Genomic DNA, 22,301 nt, shown 5'->3' with positions numbered 1-22,301 from the left:
ACCCGTTGCCTCCAGTCATTGTTGCGCCTTTCGTTTATAACCATTCTTTTCCAGGATGCCTGCGGCGTTCTTATACGCCATATCCAGCATTTGCGGGATACCTCTTTTGTCAAAAAGACTGTATTGGGTCATGTTGGGCGGATCAAAGAACAGATCACAGGCCCGGGCCTTGGAATAGACGGAGTTCCCGATGGCCAGGTGGATCACGCGGTCGAACACCTTGCGGGCGCTGATCTTTTGCATGCTGTCGTATACCAGCGAGTTTACATGGGAGCCGATCAAAAAATCACATTTATTATAGATCGGCTCGATCGGAAAATTGTTTAAAATACCGCCGTCCATATACACTTTATCGCCGATGCGGATGGGAGGGAAGATATAGGGGATGCTTGCCGATGCCAGCAGCGCCTGGAAGAGCTTACCGTCGGAAAAGTATTCTGTTCTTCCATTGGTGATCTCTGTTGCCGCCACATACATCGGTATCTTCAGCGCGCTGAAATTGTCTTCCGGAAAATATTCCCGGAACAGCCGCTCCAGAAAACCGGTATTAAAAATGCCCGTGGTTCCCAGGCGGAAGGAAGAGCGGGAAAAGAACGTGGTTTTGATAATGATGTCCTGCATCTTTTGGGGCGAAAAACCTGCTGCATAAAAAGCGCCGATGATCGCGCCGGCGCTGCTGCCGGACATTACCTGTGGTTTCAGTCCAAATTCGTCCAGGGCGCGTAACGTGCCGATATGCGCCACGCCACGCATGCCGCCGCCCGAGAGTGTGAGCCCTATGATCTTTTGTTTTTTCCGGAAAGAGAAGATGCCCATTGTAGCGTAATGAATATAAAATCTAAAATAAGGAATTTAAGGATTCTATGGCGAAGTTGAATGAGGTAAACATCCGGGCAGGAAAATCATTGAGCTGTGCAGCTGCATTAAGAACATGAGCAAGCGGGTCCTTCTTAAGGCCTGCCTTATCGGTCATGCGGGCAGCATTTTCAAAAAATCTGTTTTAAAGCGGTTCCGGAGCGTTTTTATATTGTTCAAACAAAGCAAAGCTTCCGCCTGTCCAGGTTTTATCTTTATTGAAACGGACGCCGATCATTTTTCCTTTGCTCAAACGGGCCAGGTTATTCACCGGGCGGGGGCGTGCCGCGCCTTCCTCCCAGAAATAGAAGATACGGATCTCTGCTTTTGCCGGTTCATCCGGAGTTTGAATGACCGCTGCATAGTGCACCTTTTTTTGCAATATCCAGTTCTCCGGATCCCGGATGGCGCGGATATCGTCCGGTGTTACATCGATGACCACGCCCTGGCCTGCAAAGGAGAACAACGGTTTGAGCACATAATGCTCCAGGTCTTCGGGCAACGCTTCCAGATCGCTCAGGTAGCGTGTTTCCGGTATATTGGGATGATGAATCAACGGGAGCGTGAATTTACTGATCCGGTAGAACCAGTTGGGGTGGGTGACCCATTCCACGTCCAGGTCCTCAAACAGGATGGCCGCCTTTTCCTGAACCGCTGCCTCCTGTTGTTGCAGCTCATCAAAAATGACCCGGTTATAGATCCGTTTAACAGGCGTCTCTTTTCCGTCTTTCAGGTAAGACAGCTGTTTCCCTTTCCGGATCAGCTCGGTTATGCAAACCATTTTTATACCCAGGTAGTCTTCTGTGCAATAAAAATCGACATTGGTCTTTTGCTGCTGCGGAAAGATCTCGAGCAGGATCACCTGCGCGGGGTCTTCCTTACCGACCACGATCTTTTTGAAAAGTTCGAGGTAGGTTTCCCGGCTCAGACCGTCCAGGTAAGAAGAATAACCGGCCACCGGGCCAAAATGTGCATTAAAAACGTCGTCGAGCAGCACCTGATAACCAAAGAGCGTCGGGAAGCCCTGCATTTCGATCAGCTGTGGCTCCAGCGCTCCGCCGGTACCATGGCAAACGCCAAAATCAAAAGCAATGAAATGAGGATGGCCGTTTTCGTTCGGCACCCGGAAGTTTTCCGGTATGGCCCGTTCGGTCTGTTCCTTAAAGCCGGGTTGTACAATAACGTCCACGATCTGTTCACAAGCATCGATCATCTGGCGCGAAAACGCCTGCGGAATAAAGACCGGGGTTTCTGCAATGCGGAACTGGATGGGGGTGGAGTAACTGTTCAATGCCTGCACAAAAGCCTGGAATTTTTCATCGGTAAATGCGGTATTATAAGCCTGTCTGAGTTCCGGAACCATGGTATCAATTTGTGTGAACAAGGTACCATTTTAAATTTAGAATTTGGTATTTGTAATTTAGAATTTGAGATTTATAACATTACCCGTTTACTTTGCAGCATGAAGCATTTAGGCGCCCTTGGAAAATATTTCTGGAAGTACCGGATACGGTTGGGAGCAGGAATATTATTTGTGGCTTTATCAAACTACTTCAATGTGCTATCGCCCCAGTTGATGCGTTTTATCGTCAATTATGTGGACCAGTCCCTCACCCTGACCGGGAACCCCCATCTTACAGAAACGAGGGGATATGATGTGCTTGTTAAGAGAATAGTGGAATGGGTCACCCGGTATAGCAGCATTGCGCAGGTCGTATTGATTGCCAGTATCGTTATCCTGGTGCTGGCCTTACTGCGCGGCTTCTTTATGTTCCTGATGCGGCAAACCATTATTGTAATGAGCCGCCATATAGAATACGATCAAAAAAATGAAGTATACAACCAGTACCAGCGATTGGACAGCCGTTTTTTTAAGGGACATACGACCGGTGACCTGATGAACCGTATTGCAGAAGACGTAAGCCGGGTGCGGATCTTTTCCGGACCGGCAATCATGTATATTGTAAACCTGCTGACGGTTATTGTGCTGAGTGTTTTTTTTATGGTGCAGAGCAGCGTGGAGCTGACCATATATGTCCTCATCCCCCTGCCGGTATTGGCGGTGATCATCTATTTTGTGAACAGTAATATCCATAAAAAAAGCGAAAAGATCCAGGCGGCACTATCGGACCTGACCACCAATGCCCAGGAATCCTATTCCGGTATCCGTGTGATCAAGTCTTTTGTGCAGGAAAAAGCAATGTTTCAGTTTTTTGCAACGAACAGCGAACACTACCGGAAAAATGCCATTGCACTGGCGAGGGTAGAGGCGATCTATTTTCCTTCGATCCAGCTGCTGATCGGAATCAGTACCCTGTTTACGATCATGATCGGCGGACTTTATTATATCCATCATGAGCACAATATTACCCTGGGTACCATCGTGGAATTTATAGTTTATGTAAATATGCTCACGTTCCCGGTAAGTGCTATCGGACTAACAGCCAGTATGATCCAGCGGGCGGCTGCTTCGCAAAAGCGCCTGAATGAATTCCTTGACATTGTACCGGAAATAAAAAATGAAACAGGCGCCACACCGGTGCAGCTGGATGGTTCCATCTCCTTTAATAACGTTGATTTTACATATCCCGACACGGGGATCAGGGCCCTGCACCAGTTTGACCTGCATATAAAAAAAGGAGAGAAGATCGCGATCACCGGGAAGACCGGCAGCGGTAAAACAACGGTGACCCAACTGCTGTTGCGCATGTATGATGTGGATAGCGGCTCCCTGGTGATGAGCGACCGGAATATCCGGGACGTCGACCTGTATGCCCTGAGGGAGCAGGTGGGCTATGTACCCCAGGATGTATTCCTGTTTAGCGACACGGTGGAGAACAATATCCGGTTTGGAAGATCCGGAGCCACAAGGGAAGAAGTGATTGCCGCGGCAGAAATAGCAGGCGTGGCCCGGGAAATTGACGGATTTGAGCAGGGATACGACACCATGATCGGAGAACGCGGAGTAACCCTCAGCGGAGGACAGAAACAACGCATCTCCATTGCGCGGGCGCTGATCAAGGAATCGGCGGTCATTATTTTTGATGATTCCCTGAGCGCGGTAGATGCCAAGACCGAAAAAGAAATTATGGGCCGGCTGAATGCCTACCTGGATGAAAAGACGGCGATCATCATCACACACCGCGTTTTTTCGCTGCTTTCATTTGACCGGATCATCGTGCTGGATGAAGGGAAAATTGCAGAGCAGGGATCGCACGAAGAGCTGATAAAGATCCCGGATGGCTTTTATGCACGCCTGTACCAACGGCAGCAAATGGGACTGGGTACGGAGGAGGTGAGCTCCTGACGCTTTTTCTGCACGTGTAAGTGCCTGTGATTGTGCATCTAAAAATTGTTCAAAAAAATGTGGTAAATCTTCAATAAATTTAATTTTTATTGAAAACATACATATATTTGTTTGTATATTAATCTTTCTACTTAATAAAATAGAAACACGTGGAGAACGAGCATAACGATCGAAAACTGGAGAGCATCTACAGCAAGCGACTCCGTGCCGGAAAAAGAAGGACCTATTTTTTTGATGTAAGGTCTACCAAAGGGAATGACTATTACCTGACGATCACTGAAAGCCGTAAGCGCTTTGATGATAATGGGTACGACCGACATAAAGTGTTCCTTTATAAAGAAGATTTCAATAAGTTTTTAAAAGCGTTGAATGAGGCGATCGATTATGTAAAGACCGATCTGATGCCTGATTTTAATTTCGATGCGTTCAACCACGACGATTATGATGAAGAAGGCGGTCCCGGCGGGTACCAGCCTCAGCCTGCTTCCGGCGGATCTGTGGCGGTAACACCTGTTCCTCCGGCTGAGCCTGCGGAAAGCGCCCCGCCCGATCCGGTGATTGATGAAGAGCCGGTAGCAGACACTCCTCCTCCGGCTCCGGAGAATGATGCGGCCGCAACGGGCGGTAATCATGAGGAAGTGGAAAAATGGTAGAATTTTTTTATGATAAAAAAAGCCGTCTGTAAAGATGGCTTTTTTGTGTGCGGTCAATTTATGGCGATTGCCTGACAGGGGCTCAAAATGAACCGGCATCAGAATTATTTTTATCAATTTACTGGCCGGGTAATGAGGACACTGCCCCAGGGTGCGGGCCAAGGTTTGTGTCTCCACAAACCATTTAACAGGACAGCCATTTTAATAGAACAGATACTGGTCTGTTATAAAAAACACCTGAAGCCGCCCTTACTTCAATAAAAGCGACGTGTCCGGCGGAACTACGACATCACGGGCTTCATTTTTTAGAAGTCCGGCGTGTTTTAACAGGAGCTGCCTCCAATGAAGTCCGGCGATGAGCAGGACGTGGATGAAATACCCCCGATGGCCCTGAATGCGCTTTTTTGTCGAGCAGCGGATTGGTAACTATGATCGGCTTTGCTTTTACCACGCTGTTCTCCGCTTCCAGCTCTATTTCCCCAATGATCATGCTTTGAGGGCAAATGACCGAATAAAATGACTGGTTCCATAAACGCAGCTGGTTGGCAGCAATAACGAACCGGCGCATGCTGCGCATATTTAAATTAGTGAATTTAAAGCCGGTCAGCAATTCTTCTTTTAGCGTGGCCGTGTCGATGCGGTAAAGATAGGGCGCCTGACCGTAGCTCACATTTACATTCCGGACAATATAGGCATAGGGAAGGCCTTCTTCTTTTGCGGCTTTTACCAGCTCCTTTTTCATGTCTTTTAGCGGAGCCACTTTGTCTGCGGTAAGCTTTAAGACTCCTGCGCTGTAGGCACGTTCTCCGTATGCAAACCCTCCCGGCTCCTGAAATTTCCGGGTAGGCGTTCTGCCGTTCAGCAGGCTTTTTAAAACGCCGTTCCGTACCAGTACCAGGGAATCCGGCGGCTCCACTCCATCATAGTCGATGTCGAAGGCTCCGGTGGTATGCCGGCCACCGTATGCCTTCAGGCGGGGCAGGGCTGTAAGGCTCAAATCAGCGGCGACCAGCTTCTGGCCTAACTTGTCCTCATAAAAGGTAGTGCTGTTATCGGGGTACAGGATGGACTTCCGGTTCACACCCAGGCTATAACGAAAAAAGCCGGAAATAAGATTCGAAAGCGATTCGCCTTCAAACAGAACCGGCCCCAGGTAGGCGCCTTCAAATTTGGATGCCTGATCCCGTTCGAGGATCCGTTTGATGATGCCCCGAGCCGCCGCTTCCAGTGCGGTTGCATCCGGCAGGTCGTCGATCCGGGTAACGTATTCGTCATAGGTTTCAAAGATATTGGTTCCGTCATCTCCCGGCATTGCTGCTGAAATGGTCAGCAGTGCCTGAGAAACAGGTCTGCGAATGATCGCTCCCTCACTGGATACCAGGTACTCCTCTGCATGGGTGACTGCAAGGTGGCAGGATGAAGTCGTTATTTGCGGATAGGCGACAAACAATGCTGAAAGCTTTTCCAGCAAGGGCTTCCAGCGTTCGATCCCGGCCCGGGGTATGGGCGGGCGCTCTCCGAGATCTTTTACCTCTGCCCGGATACGGGACAGGTCATGGAGCTCGAGTTCTTTCGGATCAACGGTTACTCTTTTTAACGCCGCCATTGTTGCGTTGTATTGTTGCGCGGTCTTTTTATAAGCGCGGTCTGTTTCCAGCCACAGAACGCGGCGAAACTCGTCTGCATTGTTCTCATCCGGCAATACAATATAGGATCCGTCGTTAAAAAGATAATCGAAGTTGCGGTGGTAATCGCCAACCAGCAGCTTGACCGAAGCCGTCTTTGTTTCGGAGGGTCCGGAGAACGGCGTAACGATCCGGCCTCTTTCGGCGCGCAGGGATTGCGAAACCGTATTCCTCAATTTATAGCTGATAAAAAATGGCTTTCCCAGGTCTGGCAGGCGAAGCCGGCGGATATTCCGGTCCAATTCCTCAGAAAGCACTTTTACGTAAAAGTTGTCGCGCAGCTCCTGGGCACCGGCTCCCAGAACGAGGGCAAAAGAACAGGCGGATAATAGAATTTTTTTTAGCATTGGGTCATTTTAAGAATGGTGGCGGATCCGCGAATCAATGTGATGCATCATCGAGGTCGGGTCTTGGCAATACGGGTGGTCGTTCGTTGGATTTGCTTTTTTTCTGTGTTTCGATGAGGTCTACAAAAATAGCGGGCGAGGAAGCTGATACGGGTACCCAGCCGGAGCCGGAACCGCACATGCCGTTGAAGGTTTCCACGGTATTATCCGCCGCAACGATCCTCCGGAACATCGAAAGCGGTGTGCCGATCAGGTCCACGCCGCGAACCAGCTGATCCGGTGATCCGTCGGCAAAGACCTTATACACCTCAACGGGCATCACGTTAAATGCATTGGGCATGGTACGCCCGATACTGGTAAAACCGCCCTGTACATCCTCAAAATAATAACCATATTCGTGTCCCTGCTTCCGGGCTTCCTTTCGCAGCAGTTCCTTCAATTCGGCGGCCGTTTTTGATGTGGTTGCTTTTACGATCAGGTTGCTTTGCCGGCTTTCCGGTATTCCACCGGGGGCGGTACGGGCATGACCGTTGGAGCCGTTGGATCCGTTAATGGGGGTGCGGGTCATCAAAAAGCTGCGTAGAATGCCATCTTCTACCGCAGTTACTTTTTGCGCAGGTACCCCTTCATCATCATAGCGGTAAAATCCGTTCACCTCGGTATTGCCCACGTTCTTTAGGGTTGGGTCCAGGGTAATGCTCAGGAAGGAGGGCAATACCGGCGAGCCGATCTTATTTTTGAAAGTGTGGCCGTCAAAATCGCTTTTCATCCGCTTTCCTTCCAGGCGGTGCCCGAAGATCTCATGAAAAAATACACCGGACGCACGGCCGGATAAAATGGCGGGACCAACAAAAGGATCGGCCACCGGTGCTGTCCGGAGTGCGGTTAGCGTGGTGCTCATTTCCTTTATATCCCTCAGCACGCTGTCCCGGGAGGGAAGTCCCTGCGGTTCATATGCATAGTACATCCGGAACAGGGGCAGCTCCATACCGTCGGAAGCCTTGGTAATGCTATATACCGATTGCCAGGTGCTGGTGCTGTTTTCAATGATCGATGATCCGTCTGTATCTGTAAAGTATTTGCGGATAATTTTGAACTCAATATTGGCAACGCCGGCCAGCAGGTCAGGATTGGCTTTCAGAAGCGCCGAATAGGCGACCAGGTTTTTGACCAGGGCATCCACATCAGGACGAAGAGCGGCATAAAGCAGGGGCGGGTCGTGGTAGACCACTTTTGCTGCCGCAGAGAAGTCGGCTGCGGAGTCTTCTTCGGCGGCTTTTACTTTTTTGTTGGTAAGCACCTGCTCATAGGCCTGTACCGCATTTTTGTAGGCGTTGTCGGTATTTTTCCAGACGGCGAGCGCTATAATGTCTTCATCGTTTACAACCGGGATGGTGCCCGGAAACTGGCCAAAGCCAGCATTGTGCGTATTGTCCAGCTGATAGCTGCCCAGCCGCACCGAAGGAGAAAATATGCGGTACCGTGATGAGTCGATGCCGCTGACGGCACCAAAGGATGTACGGATATTGTAAGTAGTGATATCGTCTACCCGGTAGCTCATGTAGTACAACCGGTCGTCTGCTTTTTTCAACTGGCCAAATTCCCGGTTCAGCTCCTTTGTCAGCGTGGTCATCAGCAGGTCCTGGGCAGGCAGCGGTTGTATGATGCAGGTTAGCCCGATTGCAGCAAGTCTCAATCGCAGATTAAAAATCATATAGTGGGTTTAAATGATTATTTGGTAAAAGATTAGATCCACCACGGAAGATACAGGTTTTTATGGTTCAACGGTAAACGGATCCGTTAAAAACAGTGTAAATCAGATGAGGGTGGATCGCTCTTGCAGCTAATGCGGGGTACGCTTGCCGGCTGCACGTTCTTTCCTGCGGGATGGGGAAGCGGTGGCCGGTGACGACGGGTAAAAGATCAGCCCCGGGCGGCGGATCATACTGTCTTGCTGAGACTGGTTCCATAAATTGGGCATACGGCCCTTCTTATCGAGACCGGTTCCGGCGTTCGCAATGCTTTTTCCGGTTCCAAAGGGAAGCAATACCGGCATGCGATCCTGGCGGGCCTTGCCTACATAAAATTTATCGTTGAGCTTTGTAACACTTGTTGTATCAATAATATTCGCATCAGGTACTAAATAGAGACCAGGATATACAGGTTTTTTAAACTTTTGCACCTTTTGGGCCTGGACGGGGATGCTGCCGAGCAGCAGGACGATGATCAGTAGTTTCATAAACGCTTTTCGTACATGATGCAAGGCCCCCCTCTTTTACATACAACGACCGATGATCTTTGAGCTGCCTCTTCTTTTTATTTTTCTGTTTTTTGTCTCAAATTCTTTTTGCGAAAAATCAATAATCGATTTATCAGATCCAGTGGCAAAGGTTCGTGATGTGGAAGATGAATGGCTGTTTTAGAAACGTTCATTCCCTGTAATGCATCATTCAATTCTCCTGACATTGCTTCAACCCGGGAACCTGATCACGCCAGATGTTTTGGGAAAGCACAATTGTAAATGAAGTGGAGTTTTTTGCCAATTTTAAATGCGGGGATCTGGTAACTGATGACTTCTCCGGCATTGGGTGCTGCTTCGTTGATCCATGTTACCAGTATAAAGCCCTTAGAAGCTGTTTAAAAACGATCCGGGAGCATTCGTATAACCATTAAAAGGTACCAGCTTTTTATCGTCTCTACTTGGGGCTTCGCTGTAGCCGTCATCTGTAAAAAGCGGGGTTCAACGATCATGTTAGCAAAAGAGGCATGGCCTCGGAAGGTCCGGCAAGAACGGGTTTCAACCCGTTTATAAGTCCAAAAGAACAACAGAGAGCCATAGGCTCGGGGCATAATGATCCGTGCCGATGGCACTTATGAAATTACAGCTTCGTTAAAGCCGTGCTAAAGCGCGGCTTTAACGATAGCGACGCGCCGGATGGCGCTTATAAGGGGGACCAAAATATTATTTTTAAACAGCTTCTTAGAGGGGCCTGGTCACAGGGCCGTCTGTTCGTACAAAACAGTCATACGGAGTTTTAAACTCCGTCGGGGCGACCTATTGAAAAAGCTGGCGAACATCACCTGTGAACGTGTTATGATATTTATTAATGGTTTTGTAATCTGTTTTCACCATGGGTTCGGATCTTTTGGTTATAGATATACGATACCGCCAGGATAATACCAACTACCACCGGCATTAAAATATAGCCGATGTTCTTGTCCACCGCGATATGGCTTATTACGGCAAATATCAGGTTGAATGTCAGGCCTGCGTAAGCCCATTCTTTGAGTTTGGGATGCAGGTTGGGAATGATCAAAGCTATTGTACCCAGTCCTTTGAAAATGATAAGCGCATAGGCAAAATAATCGGGATAGCCCAATGGCTTTGTTCCCGCATTGACGTATTCGGGTGCAAATACAATGGTGCTTAATGGCATCAGCCCTTCCCAGAGGAATATGATAATGGTAGCGATCCAAAAGATGATCTTATATTTTTTCATGAGTTACTTTTTTAAAGAAATGAATAATTCATCCAGTTTTTCGAGCGTAGAGATCATGCCTTCCTGCATACCCATGTTGATGACCGTTTCAAGATCGCCGAGCGAATTGTAACGGACCACTGTTTCAACAACGGCATTTTCGCCTTTATCGGTAAAGGTCACTTCCCATTTGGCCCTTGGCAATGCAGGATTTAGTTCGCCCTCTTCATTACAGAATGCGTCAAGGGCTTCGTAAGAGTCGATCGGTTGAATATAGTCGTAGTCCATCCAGTTCCAATAATGATTTCCGTCCTCGTCGATCATGGCATAATGCCAATGGCCGCCATTTTTAAAATCCATTGACTTGGTTTTAGTGGTGAATGGCTTCGGCGCAAACCACTGGTCTAAAAGTTCCGGTTTCGTGTAACAGTCCCATACCAATTGGCGCCCTGCTTCGAATTCACGTCTGATGGTAAGTGTGTTGTTTTCCTTATCAGCAAGGAAATCGAATTGTAATTTGTTCATTATTGTTGTTTTTTGATGATTCCCAATAAATGATCCAATTGATTGAATTTTGGTTCCTATATACTACAGAACTGTTCGAGCCACTTGTCTATTTCGAGAGCATAATAGATCTCCCAGCCCTGGTGTTGCTGGTGTACCAGGACGCACTCTGTGAGTATGCGCAGGTGTTTTGATACTGCCGGCCGGGTTGTTTCAAAATGTTCGGCAATGGCATTTGATGTCATGGGCTGCAATGCAATGGGCGCAATGATCGCCCGTCTTGTAGAATCTGCTATCGCCTGAAAGATACCTCTTCTCATTATCCCGTTCTTTATTTAAGAAACCGTTCGGTTGCAAATATATGCGCAACTTTTTAGTTTCGCAATTTTTTTAATTTAAGGCGTCGGATCGTTCGGTTACTGCAAGCCCTTCCATGAGGGTCCGGAGCCCGGCATCTCAATGCAAACTTTTGCCACAACCCAGGCATTTTTGCTGATGGTGGCAACGGTCCGCCGCGGCGACGCCCTCCGGGAGACACCACGGGAAAATGAGTGCGGGGCTAAATTTATGGCCGCTGATTCGCTGATTGATTTGGGAAGAATCGAGTTTAGCGGACCGGCATGTGCCTGTCAGAGGGGATTAAAAAACCTGATTATAGAGGATTGTCGTTCTGAACCTGTTTCAGAATTTATGGCAATCGGGTTTCGCTTTAGATGCTGAAATAATACCGGATTTTCGGGACTGCATGCCAATGCCGGCTTCTGCTAAAGCCCGGAAATCTTTTGCTGATGATGGTAACTGTTTGCCGCTAACGTCCCTTTCAGGAGACATCGCGGGAAATAAAATTGTGAATCCCCGGCTATTAAAACCGGAGACCGGTTATTATCCTTTTAACTGTTTTACCGCTTCTGTTAATTTGGGTACTACTTCAAAAAGATCACCCACAATTCCGTAATCGGCTGCTTTAAAGAAAGGCGCTTCGGGATCTTTATTGACCACCACGATCACTTTACTGCGGTTTACACCCGCCAGGTGCTGGATGGCGCCGGAGATGCCTACAGCCAGGTAAAGGTTTGGAGCGATGGCGCCACCGGTTTGCCCCACGTGCTCATTGTGCGGCCGCCAATGCGCATCCGCTACCGGCCGGCTGCAGGCCAGTGCAGCATTCAATGCTTTGGCCAGGTCTTCCAGTATGCCCCAGTTTTCAGGGCCCTTCATTCCGCGGCCGCCGCTTACTACAAGCTCGGCTTCGGCCAGCGGCACTTCTGAAGACTGGCGGTTCACATTCAGGATCTTTACCTTTGGAGCGTCCAGGGTTACTTCAACCGAAGCGGTCTCTGCTGTTCCTTCACCTACTTCAATACTGAAGGAGTTGGGGTTTAATGTAATGATCTTTATGGGGGTTGTGATCTTTATATCTGCAAATGCTTTACCAGAAAAAACAGATTTTTTCACCGTAAACGCGTCGCCGGTATCCGGCAGGGCAACAGCGCCCGATACCAGTCCGGCCTTTAACCGGGCGGAAAGCCGGGGTGCGAGAGCTTTACCATCGGTGTTGTTGGAAAAGACCAGCACTGTTGCTCCTGTCTTTTCCGCCACCTGTGCAATGGCACTGGTGTATACCTGTGCGTCAAAATGGGCCAGGGCTTCATGCTGCACCTGATAGATCTTTTGAACGCCATATTTTCCAAGAGCAGGAAGGTCCTCCTTTACGGGAGCCAATACCACCCCTTCGGCAGGTACCCCAAGCTGACGGGCCAGTTTGGCGCCGTAGGTCAAAACTTCAAAGGAGGTCTTTTTTACAGAACCTTCGTCATTGATATCGATGAATATTAAAACAGACATAACTAATTTGAAAATTTGTGATTTGGAAATTTGAAAATGGGTTGTGTTCGCAATGCTAAGAGAATCCAGAGATGAACACCATACAAGGAAGCATAAAACCGGATCCTGCGTGGAACTTTAAGCCTGCCCGTCCGGCCGGTTGGGTGTTAAACCTGAAACTTCTTCAAATTACTTTTGCTTCTTCGTGTAACAGCCGTACCAGCTCCTGTACATTGTCCGCGTCTACCAGCTTTACACCGGCTTTTGCAGGTGGCAGGCTAAAGGCGGCCACCTGTGTAAGCGTATCGGCGGCCACCGGCTCCACTACTTTCAGGGGTTTGGTGCGCGCTGCCATAATGCCGCGCATATTGGGGATCCGCTGTTCCGCCATGCCTTTGGTGCAACTGATGACCACGGGCAGGGAAACGGTGCATACTTCTTCGCCGCCTTCAATTTCGCGGGTAACGGTTGCGGTTGTTCCGGCCAGCTCAAATTTTGTAGCCAGTGAAATATAAGGAAGGTCGAGGAGCTCGGCCACCATGCCGCCAACGGAGCTTCCGTTATAGTCGATGGTCTCTTTGCCCAGGAAAATGAGGTCGTAATTGTTTTCGCGGGCCACCTGTGCGATCTGTGTGGCAATGCCAAAACTGTCTGCGCTTTCGGTATTTATCCGGATGGCCTCATCGCCCCCCAGGGCCAGTGCCTTGCGGATGATGGCATCGGCATCTGCACCCCCAACATTGATCAGATGAATGGTAGCAGAAGGATCGGCCTCCTTTAACTCGACGGCCCGTACCAGGCCATAGTATTCGTCATTGGGATTAATGATCCACTGAACACCGGCCGCATCAAATTTCGTATTATTATCCGTGAAGGCTATTTTTGCCGTGGTATCGGGCGTCTTACTAATACAAACTAATATCTTCATTATGGTATCCTGTTTTTACGTATGAAAGTTGTTTATGCAACCAAACAAAGATAACAGTTGTAAGGTAATAATGGATAAGATATCCTAAAAAAAATGTGCAGCATGAACCGGATCGAAAAATTAGAAGCAATGTTACAGGAGCACAGCGGCGACGCCTTCCTGACCCATGCGCTGGCCCTCGAATATGTAAAAGCAGGCGATGACGGGAAAGCCGCTGACCTGTTTGAAGCGATCCTGGCAGATAACCCGGATTATGTGGGTAGCTATTATCATCTGGGAAAATTGCGGGAACGCAAGGGGGATGAGCCGGGTGCGATCGCTGTTTATAAAAAAGGAATGGAAATTGCTCGGAAACTGGGGGAGCAGCATGCGTATAATGAATTGAGAGCTGCTTGTGAATACCTGGAATTTTAAAAATAAAAAATGGATCTTTTAGCCCGTTTTGTGAACTATGTGCACCGGCACCACCTTTTTACGAAGAATGACCGCCTGTTGCTGGCTGTGAGCGGTGGTGTGGACTCGGTGGTGCTGGGGCAGCTTTGTAAACTGGCCGGTTTTGATTTTGGACTGGCCCACTGCAATTTTCAGCTACGGGGCGATGCCAGTGATGCGGATGAACTTTTTGTAAAAACACTGGCGGAAAACTGGAACGTTCCTATTTTCAGCATCCGTTTCAACACCAGCGAATTTGCGGAGGCCAACCGGTTATCCATACAGGAAGCTGCGCGGGAGCTCCGCTATGAATGGTTTGAAGAGGTCCGGAAAAAGGAGGTCTTTGACTATGTGCTGACGGCCCATCATGCCAATGACAATGTAGAAACCGTTCTGATGAGTTTTTTCCGCGGTACGGGTATGAATGGGCTTACCGGCATTAAAGAAAAGAATGGCGCCCTGGTGCGGCCCCTTTTATTTGCCCGGAGAGGGGAGCTGGAGCAATTCCTGAAGGAGCAGTCGCTTTCCTTTGTACAGGACGCGTCCAATTTGAAAGATGACTATACCCGCAATTTTATCCGTAACCGGTTGCTTCCCCAGCTGGCATCCGTTTATCCGGAGGTGGAGCAGAACCTGATCGGAAATGTGCAGCGTTTCCGGGAGGCCAATGCCTTGTACCGCCAGTCGGTAGCCCAATACCGGAAGAAGCTGGTAACCCGGAAAGGAGCGGAGCTGCATCTTCCGGTGCTCCTGCTGCTGAAAACGGTGGCCCCGCTTACGGTCTTATTTGAGATCATCAAAGATTACGGTTTTAGTGCCGGGCAGCTGCCGGAGGTCTTTGCGCTTACAACGTCGGATCCCGGCCGTTTTATAGCATCTACTACGCACCGGATCATCCGCGACCGGAAACATCTCATTATTGCGCCGCTGGCCCCGGCTGCCGGCTCCAGGGTTGCTGTGGAAGAACCCGGCAGCTATTTCTTTGATGCAGGAAAGCTGGAGCTCCGGTTGAAGGAGAATGAAAGCACTATCCCCACAGTTGCAGAAACGGCCTGGCTGGATGCGCGTCACATACAATTTCCACTGATGCTTCGCCCATGGAGGACAGGAGATTATTTTTACCCGCTGGGCATGGAGAAAAAAAAGAAAGTGGCCCGGTTCCTGATCGATCATAAACTGAGCGCTACAGAAAAAGAAAAAGTATGGGTGCTGGAAATGGGTCAGAAGATCATCTGGATCGTAGGTTATCGTATCGATCACCGTTTCCGGGTAACCGGCACTACCGGGGAGGTTCTCGAAATCATCTATAAAAAATAAAAATACAGGCCCGTCGGGGAACGCAGGTTGGGCATACAAAAAACCGGAATAGTCATATGGCGAAAAAGAAAACAAGATATCCTTATTTCCTGCTGGCAGGAATGGTATTGATCGGCTTTGTTGCGTTTATTTTTTTTGGGCCGGCCACTCATAAAACGGAAAAGGGCTTCCTCTATGTAAAAACGGGCACCACCATGGAGCAGCTGAAAGAACAGCTGGTTGAAAAAAAATTCCTGTCCGGTATCAGCTGGTTCAACATGGCTGCAAAAATGCTGAAGTATAAAGTGGTGAAGCCCGGCAAGTACCGGGTGGGGAGCGGTACCAGCATCGTGTCGCTGGTACGGATGCTGAAGAACGGGAACCAGACGCCGGTGGACCTCGTGGTCACCAAGATCCGGACAAAGGAAGCGCTGGCAGGGAAGATCGGTAAACTGTTTGAATGCGATTCGCTGCAGACCATCGGTTTTTTGAGCAGCAATGATTCACTCAGGAAATATGAGCTCGACAGCAATACCGTAATGGCTGCTGTATTGCCGCTGAGCTACGAGATCCGGTGGAATACCACGCCCCGGGCGCTTTTTGATAAATTTTATAACGCCTATAAAAAGTTCTGGACAGACGGGCGAAAGGAAAAAGCGGCCGCGCAGGGCCTTGCCCCTCTGGAGGTCATTACGCTGGCTTCCATTATTGATGAGGAAACCAATAAAGCAGTAGATAAACCCAGGATCGCCAGTACCTATATGAACCGCATTGCAAAAGGAATGCCGCTGCAGGCCGATCCCACCGTTAAGTTTGCCCTGAAAGATTTTGGCATCAAACGCATCCTGTTCGGGCATCTTGCCGTGGCATCGCCCTACAATACCTATAAGAACAAAGGGCTGCCTCCCGGGCCGATCTGCACCCCCCAGCAGTCAACCATTGATTCGGTGTTGCATGCGCCGAAAACAGATTATTTGTATTTTGTGGCCAGCAGCAATTTTGATGGCTCGCATATTTTTACCAGCAACTACCAGGAGCATACAAAATACGCCAGGCTGTATCAGCAGGCCCTGGATATCCAGATCAGAAAACGCGACAGCCTTCGAGCGATACAATGACCGTTATCAAACATATTGCAAACCGGATCAAGCGCTCCAGAAGGGTAACCTGGTTGCGGCATAAAGGCGAAACCGCCGAGATCCCCGGCTTTGAGCAGGTGTCGTTGCTGGATACGTTTAAAGGATTCCGGAAACAGATCAAGGATGATAATATCATCGAACGGGCATCCGCCATTTCGTATAATTTTTTTATGGCCATCCCGCCCACGCTGATCTTTTTGTTTACGTTATTTCCGATCGTATTTGAGCAGCTCCCCATAAAGATCCGGTTCAAAGAAGAGATCGTTGAGATCATTAAAGGAATTGTGCCGGATCCCCGGTATCATCAGCCGATCCTTGAATTTGTGAGCAATATTTTTGAAGGGCAGCGTACGGATCTGCTTTCCGTAGGGATCCTGCTGTCGCTCTTCTTCTCTTCAAATGCCATTATGGGATTGATGCGTTCTTTCGACAAGAATCTTCCCGGATTCAGCAAACGCAAAGGATTGCAAAAAAGAGGGAATGCGCTGCGGGTAACCCTGGGGCTGGATTTTTTGTTTGTTCTCTGTATTGCGCTGCTGGCCGCCCAGGGCAGCGTGCTCAAGTGGTTGGGGATTGAGCAGCAATGGCTCATCAACCTGATCAGCAGCACGCGCTGGGTCCTGATCGTTGGGCTATTTCTGATCATTGTTTCCTATATCTACCGGGCCGTTCCCTCGGTACATAAAAAATGGTCGTGGATCACGCCAGGCTCCATTTTAGCCGCGGTGCTGATGACCATCCTGGCCCTGGGTTTTTCCTGGTGGGTCAGCAGTTTTGGCAGCTTTAATAAATTATACGGATCTCTGGGAACGGTATTGCTGGTGTTGGTGTATATCTTCATCAATTCTCTGATCCTTTTGGTCGGCTTTGAAATCAATGTCAGCATCCGGTCTCATGCCCTCAAACGGGAGGCGTACAAAGAGGAGCCATTTGCAGAAGATGTGCTGATTTAAGAAGTTCAAGGTAAATGTTTAAGGCCGAGCTCTGTTTGTTACCCGATGTTAGCCGCTTCCCAAGATTTGGAACTCGAGTCTCCTGATATTTGAGGTTGTCTGATAGCCGATGGTAGTTTCATCTCCCGCAGATCTGCAAATTAAAATGCAACGCAGATCCGTACAGATTCGTTCGCGTTTATCTGCAACCCCGTGGCGCGGATCAGGGCTTATGTCTCCAAAACCATTTAGGAGGCTACACATTTTAATAAAATGAATACCGTGTATTTTAAAGGGCATGCGACATGTATTCTCAAATCTGGATATTAATTGCTTTTATTTTGTTTATTTATCTTTCTTTCATTTAAACTTTCTTAATTTTCTGCCGTCAAAAAAAGAATAGGACCGGTTAACAATGTTTTAATCTGGCCCCGGGGCCTTGTTAAACTATATTTGACAGGTACTGTAAACAATTGCTTCATTTATAAAAATAGATTAAATGGATAACAGACGCGCATTCCTGAAAAAGTCCATGTTGCTGTCCGGTGCAGCAGGGGTAAAAGCAGCCGTACCGGAAGCCCTCTTAAAAGCCCTTTCGATTGACCCAAAGCCGGGAAGCACCTTTTTAGACGCGGAGCACATCGTGATCCTGATGCAGGAGAACCGCTCCTTTGATCACTGTTTTGGCACCCTGCAGGGGGTGCGGGGTTATAATGACCCGCGCGCCATTACCTTGCCGGATCAAAAACCGGTGTGGTTCCAGACCAATGAGAAAGGAGATACCTACGGCCCCTTCCGGCTGAATATAAAGGAAAGCAAAGCTACCTGGACGGGAGCACTGCCCCATTCACGTCCCAGCCAGGTGGATGCGTACAACAACGGCAAATATGACCGGTGGCTGCCTTCAAAGAAGGCGGGCAATAAAAAATATTCGGGGCTGCCACTTACCATGGGCTTTTATACCCGTGAAGACCTGCCCTTTAACTACGCCCTGGCAGATGCTTTTACCGTTTGTGATCAGAATTTCTGTTCTGCAATGACCAGCACCACGCCTAACCGTTCGTTTTTCTGGACGGGTAAGATAAGAGATACCGATGACGGCTATCCGCGGGACAACATCCGCAATGATAATTTTGCACATGCCCGCATGACCTGGAAAACCTTTCCCGAACTGCTTACCGAAAACGGTATTCCATGGAAATTTTATCAAAATGATATTTCCTGCGGCGGCGGCTATAAAGGGCAGGAACGCGCATGGCTCTCAAACTTTGGCTGTAACCTGCTGGAGTTTTTCAAGGCCTATAACGTAAAATACACCCCCCGCTACATAGAGAATTTAAAGAAACAGGTAGAAACGCTTCCGGGGGAGATCAACAAGCTGCAGGAAGAAAGCCCCTCGAGCGAAGCGGCGGCCAGGAAAATAAAGGCGGCCCTTAATAAAAAACAGGAAGTGCTCGACAATGCCCGGGCAGAGCTGCTGCAATGGAGCGAGGCCCGTTTCAAAAAGCTGACCGACAAGCAAAAGGAACTCTTTTACAGCGCTTTTGTAAATAACAAGCGAGACCCGGGCTACCGCTCCGTTTCTGAATTGAAATACCGTGAGGGCGGAACCGAACGGTTGGTGACCATTCCTTCGGGAGATATCCTGCACCAGTTCCGCAAAGATGTGGACGGGGGAAAGCTGCCCACCGTTTCGTGGCTGGCCGGCCCCCAGAATTTTTCTGATCATCCCAGCGCCCCCTGGTACGGCGCCTGGTATGTTTCCGAGATCCTCGACATCCTTACAAAAAATCCGGAGGTCTGGAAGAAAACGATCTTTATCATGACTTATGACGAAAACGACGGCTACTACGATCATGTGCCGCCGTTCTCCATTGCCGACAATAACAAGCCCGGAACGGGTAAATGCAGTGCCGGTATTGATACGGAAGTGGAATATGTACGCCTCGAATATGAACTGAAGCAGGGCATCACTCCAAAACAGGCACGGGAAGCCGCCATAGGACTGGGATTCCGGGTTCCCCTGGTGATCGCATCTCCCTGGACCAGGGGTGGCCGGGTTTGCTCGCAGTTGTTTGATCATACCTCAACCTTGCAATTCCTCGAAGAATTTGTCAACCGGAAATACAATAAGAACATCCGTATAGACAATATCAGCGAATGGAGAAGAACCATTTGCGGAGACCTTACCGCAGCGTTCAGTCCCTTTAACGGGGCCGGCGCACACCAGCTGCCGTTCCTGAACCGCGACCAGTTCGTGGAAACGATTTATAATGCACAGTTCAAAAAAGACCCCGGAGGCTTTCATCTGCTTTCTGATCAGGACATCCGGCTGGTGACCAGTGGCAAGGGATATCCCATCTCTATGCCGCAACAGGAGAAAGGGACCCGGCCATCTCCCTCCATTCCTTACGAACTGTATGTGGACGGCAATCTTTCGAAAGACAAATCCGGATTGGAGGTTTCATTCAGGGCGGGCAACAAGGTATTTGGCAAAACAGCACAGGGAGCGCCCTTTACCGCATATGCCCCCGTACTTTTTGATGATGGTAAAGAAGCCGCATCGGTTTGCCGGAACTGGTCCTTTGCCGTAAGAGCAGGTGATACGCTTCATTATGAATGGCCGGTAAAGAGCTTTGATAAGGGCGACTATCATTTACGGATACACGGGCCCAACGGTTTCTTCCGCTCTTTCAGCGGCAACAGACAGGACCCGGATCTATTGGTGGAATGTAGTTATGAGCTGAAGGGGGATCTGCCCACCGGCAACCTGTTATTGCAGTTGAAGACCGGCCGGCCGCTATCCATAACGATTATCGATCACGCATATAAGAATCCGGACCTGCGCAAAGAGGTGCAGGGGAGCCAGCAGCTGGTGCTGAACCTGTCAAAAAGTAACGGCTGGTACGATTTTAGCGTAAAGATCAATGGCAACAGCAGCTTTGAAAAGCGCTATGCAGGCCGGGTCGAAACAACAAAAGAAAGCATCACAGATCCCTTTATGGGCCGGATGGTTTAGGTAAGCCTGCATCCGTACATCTTTGTACTGTAATGAATGGTGATCTGATTGCCGGTCTGGAACGCGTGGAATAATTTTTTCAGATCGGCGACCATCTCCCCGTAGCCTGCGCCTCCCTTTACGGGCATATAAGAAGACGACAGCAAACGTCCTTCAAGTCCTTCATAAGTAAAAACCTGCTGGTTATCAAAAACGGTCAATGTTACCTCTTTGGGCGCAAAGAACTGCTCAATGGCTGCCTCGCCGGTGTTCCGGTGATCGACCTTCAGGTAGTGGTTGCTGTGATCGATGATCAGCTGCTCATATGCTTTTTCAAACGGGGTCGATGTCAGCCGCTCATTCCAGATGAGCACCACTGCACCACCAGGTTTTAGAATACGCTCAAATTCGCTGCGGCACTGTTCCCTGTTGAACCAGTGAAAGGCCTGGCCGGCTACGATCAGCCCTACATGCTGACCGGGAAGGGTAGTGGCCTCCGCCGTGCCGTTGACCGCATTGAAGCCCGGATAAGCCTGGAGCAGTTCCTTGCTTTTCAGGCGCATTTCCCGGTTGGGTTCCACCCCCCAGACCGGATAGCCTTTTTGTAAAAACAGTTCAGAAGAAATGCCTGTGCCGGAGCCGATATCTGCAATTTTCATTCCGGGTGCCAACAGGGATTGCCGTTCAAGCTCCGGAACGATCTCTGGCGGATAGTGGGGGCGGTACTTTACGTAATCCTCCACGCGGTTGCTAAAACGCAGGGTACTGCTTTGCATGGGCGCAAATATAAGATCTATCCGGGATACCCGGCTACCCCGCCGGCTTCAAGAGAGGGAGTGGCGGCTGCGCAGATCAAGTGGTAAGGGAAGTAATCAGCGAGTTAGCGGTAATAGAACACCCGTTTGTAGTTGGTCTATTTTGTGCAAATAGTAAGCCGCAGATACGCAGATCAAATAACAGAGAAGATTAATCAGCGGACCGGCGGCTATAAATTTATGCGCCTGCCCGTGTTTCGGGGGCGGTATTAAGATGCTGTACGATGGCCAGCGATTTGATCCGCTGCACCACAGAAAGGAAATCGCGCGCCCAGGAAGCCCCCAGGTAATGGAATAGCTTGATCTCGTGTAAAAAATACAGGTCGGCATTGGTGATCGCGGAAACCGTGTGCCCGGAATATACTTTCAGCAGCAGGTTCACCAGTCCGCGGGTAATACCATGATCACTGTCCGCCTTAAAATAAATCCGGTCGTCCTCTTTATAAGCGGTCACCCACACTTTTTTACGGCAGCCTGTTACCAGGTTCTCATCGCTCCTGTCGGTATCATCCATCGGGTGGCTACCATTGGATATCATCTTTAAATGCCGGAAATAAGAAAACTTATTGACCACTGTGGCCAGGTTCTCAAATTCGGCGATTATTTTATCCTGCATTTTGTTTATATCCATGTGATGGGTAGTTTAAAGATATTGGTAATATGATCGGCTATACATAAAACGCTGAAATGCCCCTGAATAGTATATGTGTGAAAAAAAAATACAAACAGGGAGTAAACCTATTGGGTATGAATGACTTCGGAAATGATTACCTTTGTGAATAAAGCATCTTTATGGACTATAAATGCACTTTGGACAATACGGAGAGCTTCCTGGACCTCCTGAAAGGACACCGGGCAGCAAACCGGAAAGTTTCCATTTTGTCGGACATTGGCGGCTGGGAAAGGGCGGAAGGGATGATCAGGGAAATCCTTGAAAAGCAAGAAGGTAAGTTCCTGGTGCTGGATAACGGCAGTGTTCTTGATGTGGCGCAGATCGTTGCGGTGAATGGGGTTTTTAAGATCGACTGCTCCTGTTAAAAGAGCAAATATCCGGATCAAATCCCCTCTTTTATTGAAAAAAAGTCAACAGACCTGTTTATTATTAGA

The 22,301-nt window shown here is 49.0% G+C and carries 20 protein-coding genes; 8 read left to right on the top strand and 12 right to left on the bottom strand.

Going from position 1 to position 22,301, the window contains the following annotated elements; all coding sequences use genetic code 11:
• Window positions 1–15: 15 nt before the first annotated feature.
• Together B160_RS0112650 and B160_RS0112640 are read right to left on the bottom strand one after the other, a co-directional pair.
• On the bottom strand, window positions 16–816 hold the full coding sequence (locus B160_RS0112650) for a patatin-like phospholipase family protein (protein WP_018628289.1): 801 nt from the start codon (window positions 814–816) through the stop codon (window positions 16–18).
• Window positions 817–1,000: 184 nt separating this feature from the next.
• The gene (locus tag B160_RS0112640; RefSeq protein WP_245562199.1) at window positions 1,001–2,239 is read right to left on the bottom strand and encodes a hypothetical protein; all 1,239 of its coding nucleotides are present in this window, start codon (window positions 2,237–2,239) and stop codon (window positions 1,001–1,003) included.
• Between the two features lie 78 nt (window positions 2,240–2,317).
• Between B160_RS0112640 and B160_RS0112635 the strand changes: the two genes are divergently transcribed.
• The gene (locus B160_RS0112635; protein WP_026309730.1) at window positions 2,318–4,162 is read left to right on the top strand and encodes an ABC transporter ATP-binding protein; all 1,845 of its coding nucleotides are present in this window, start codon (window positions 2,318–2,320) and stop codon (window positions 4,160–4,162) included.
• Window positions 4,163–4,311: 149 nt separating this feature from the next.
• Window positions 4,312–4,815 (top strand): DUF3276 family protein, encoded by a 504-nt coding sequence (locus B160_RS0112630; protein ID WP_018628285.1) that lies wholly within the window; start codon window positions 4,312–4,314, stop codon window positions 4,813–4,815.
• 298 nt (window positions 4,816–5,113) lie between these two features.
• Here B160_RS0112630 and B160_RS0112625 read toward each other — a convergent pair whose 3' ends face one another.
• The 8 genes from B160_RS0112625 to B160_RS0112575 form a co-directional block, all read right to left on the bottom strand.
• Entirely contained in the window at window positions 5,114–6,847 is a 1,734-nt protein-coding gene (locus tag B160_RS0112625; protein ID WP_018628284.1) for a metallopeptidase TldD-related protein, read from the bottom strand.
• Between the two features lie 34 nt (window positions 6,848–6,881).
• On the bottom strand, window positions 6,882–8,561 hold the full coding sequence (locus B160_RS0112620) for a metallopeptidase TldD-related protein (protein WP_018628283.1): 1,680 nt from the start codon (window positions 8,559–8,561) through the stop codon (window positions 6,882–6,884).
• Between the two features lie 129 nt (window positions 8,562–8,690).
• Window positions 8,691–9,086: a hypothetical protein gene (locus B160_RS0112615; RefSeq protein WP_018628282.1), complete on the bottom strand. Its 396-nt coding sequence runs from the start codon at window positions 9,084–9,086 to the stop codon at window positions 8,691–8,693.
• Between the two features lie 865 nt (window positions 9,087–9,951).
• Complete coding sequence (locus B160_RS0112600) at window positions 9,952–10,347, bottom strand: DoxX family protein (protein ID WP_018628279.1); 396 nt, start codon at window positions 10,345–10,347, stop codon at window positions 9,952–9,954.
• Between the two features lie 3 nt (window positions 10,348–10,350).
• Complete coding sequence (locus tag B160_RS0112595; protein ID WP_018628278.1) at window positions 10,351–10,851, bottom strand: SRPBCC family protein; 501 nt, start codon at window positions 10,849–10,851, stop codon at window positions 10,351–10,353.
• A gap of 56 nt (window positions 10,852–10,907) precedes the next feature.
• Window positions 10,908–11,150 carry a metalloregulator ArsR/SmtB family transcription factor gene (locus tag B160_RS31125; protein ID WP_018628277.1) on the bottom strand — a complete coding sequence of 81 codons (243 nt, stop codon included), beginning with the start codon at window positions 11,148–11,150 and terminating at the stop codon, window positions 10,908–10,910.
• 562 nt (window positions 11,151–11,712) lie between these two features.
• Window positions 11,713–12,675, bottom strand: coding sequence for an electron transfer flavoprotein subunit alpha/FixB family protein (locus B160_RS0112580; protein WP_018628275.1), 963 nt, complete (start codon window positions 12,673–12,675; stop codon window positions 11,713–11,715).
• Window positions 12,676–12,838: 163 nt separating this feature from the next.
• Window positions 12,839–13,582: an electron transfer flavoprotein subunit beta/FixA family protein gene (locus tag B160_RS0112575; RefSeq protein ID WP_018628274.1), complete on the bottom strand. Its 744-nt coding sequence runs from the start codon at window positions 13,580–13,582 to the stop codon at window positions 12,839–12,841.
• 102 nt (window positions 13,583–13,684) lie between these two features.
• Here B160_RS0112575 and B160_RS0112570 point away from each other — a divergent pair, with 102 nt between their 5' ends.
• The 5 genes from B160_RS0112570 to B160_RS0112550 all read left to right on the top strand — a co-directional run bounded on the left by B160_RS0112570 (window position 13,685) and on the right by B160_RS0112550 (window position 20,400).
• Window positions 13,685–13,996 (top strand): tetratricopeptide repeat protein, encoded by a 312-nt coding sequence (locus B160_RS0112570; protein WP_018628273.1) that lies wholly within the window; start codon window positions 13,685–13,687, stop codon window positions 13,994–13,996.
• A gap of 9 nt (window positions 13,997–14,005) precedes the next feature.
• Window positions 14,006–15,331, top strand: a complete 1,326-nt coding sequence (gene tilS / locus B160_RS0112565) for a tRNA lysidine(34) synthetase TilS (protein WP_018628272.1) — start codon at window positions 14,006–14,008, stop codon at window positions 15,329–15,331.
• A gap of 56 nt (window positions 15,332–15,387) precedes the next feature.
• Window positions 15,388–16,428: an endolytic transglycosylase MltG gene (gene mltG / locus B160_RS0112560; RefSeq protein ID WP_018628271.1), complete on the top strand. Its 1,041-nt coding sequence runs from the start codon at window positions 15,388–15,390 to the stop codon at window positions 16,426–16,428.
• The gene (locus B160_RS0112555; protein ID WP_018628270.1) at window positions 16,425–17,402 is read left to right on the top strand and encodes a YihY/virulence factor BrkB family protein; all 978 of its coding nucleotides are present in this window, start codon (window positions 16,425–16,427) and stop codon (window positions 17,400–17,402) included. The genes mltG and B160_RS0112555 overlap by 4 nt, the downstream gene beginning before the upstream one ends.
• Before the next feature lie 478 nt (window positions 17,403–17,880).
• Window positions 17,881–20,400 carry a phosphocholine-specific phospholipase C gene (locus tag B160_RS0112550; protein ID WP_018628269.1) on the top strand — a complete coding sequence of 840 codons (2,520 nt, stop codon included), beginning with the start codon at window positions 17,881–17,883 and terminating at the stop codon, window positions 20,398–20,400.
• Here B160_RS0112550 and B160_RS0112545 read toward each other — a convergent pair.
• Both B160_RS0112545 and B160_RS0112540 read right to left on the bottom strand, forming a co-directional pair.
• Entirely contained in the window at window positions 20,397–21,155 is a 759-nt protein-coding gene (locus tag B160_RS0112545; protein ID WP_018628268.1) for a class I SAM-dependent methyltransferase, read from the bottom strand. The genes B160_RS0112550 and B160_RS0112545 overlap by 4 nt on opposite strands.
• A 217-nt stretch (window positions 21,156–21,372) precedes the next feature.
• Complete coding sequence (locus tag B160_RS0112540; RefSeq protein ID WP_018628267.1) at window positions 21,373–21,825, bottom strand: SufE family protein; 453 nt, start codon at window positions 21,823–21,825, stop codon at window positions 21,373–21,375.
• Between the two features lie 161 nt (window positions 21,826–21,986).
• On the opposite strand from B160_RS0112540, the gene B160_RS0112535 reads away from it, so the two are divergent.
• The gene (locus tag B160_RS0112535; protein WP_018628266.1) at window positions 21,987–22,232 is read left to right on the top strand and encodes a hypothetical protein; all 246 of its coding nucleotides are present in this window, start codon (window positions 21,987–21,989) and stop codon (window positions 22,230–22,232) included.
• Window positions 22,233–22,301: the final 69 nt, after the last annotated feature.

The organism is Niabella aurantiaca DSM 17617 (assembly GCF_000374125.1).
GTDB lineage: Bacteria > Bacteroidota > Bacteroidia > Chitinophagales > Chitinophagaceae > Niabella > Niabella aurantiaca.
The sequence above is the reverse complement of the archived record's forward strand: the minus strand, read 5'-3'. Positions and strand labels throughout refer to the sequence as shown.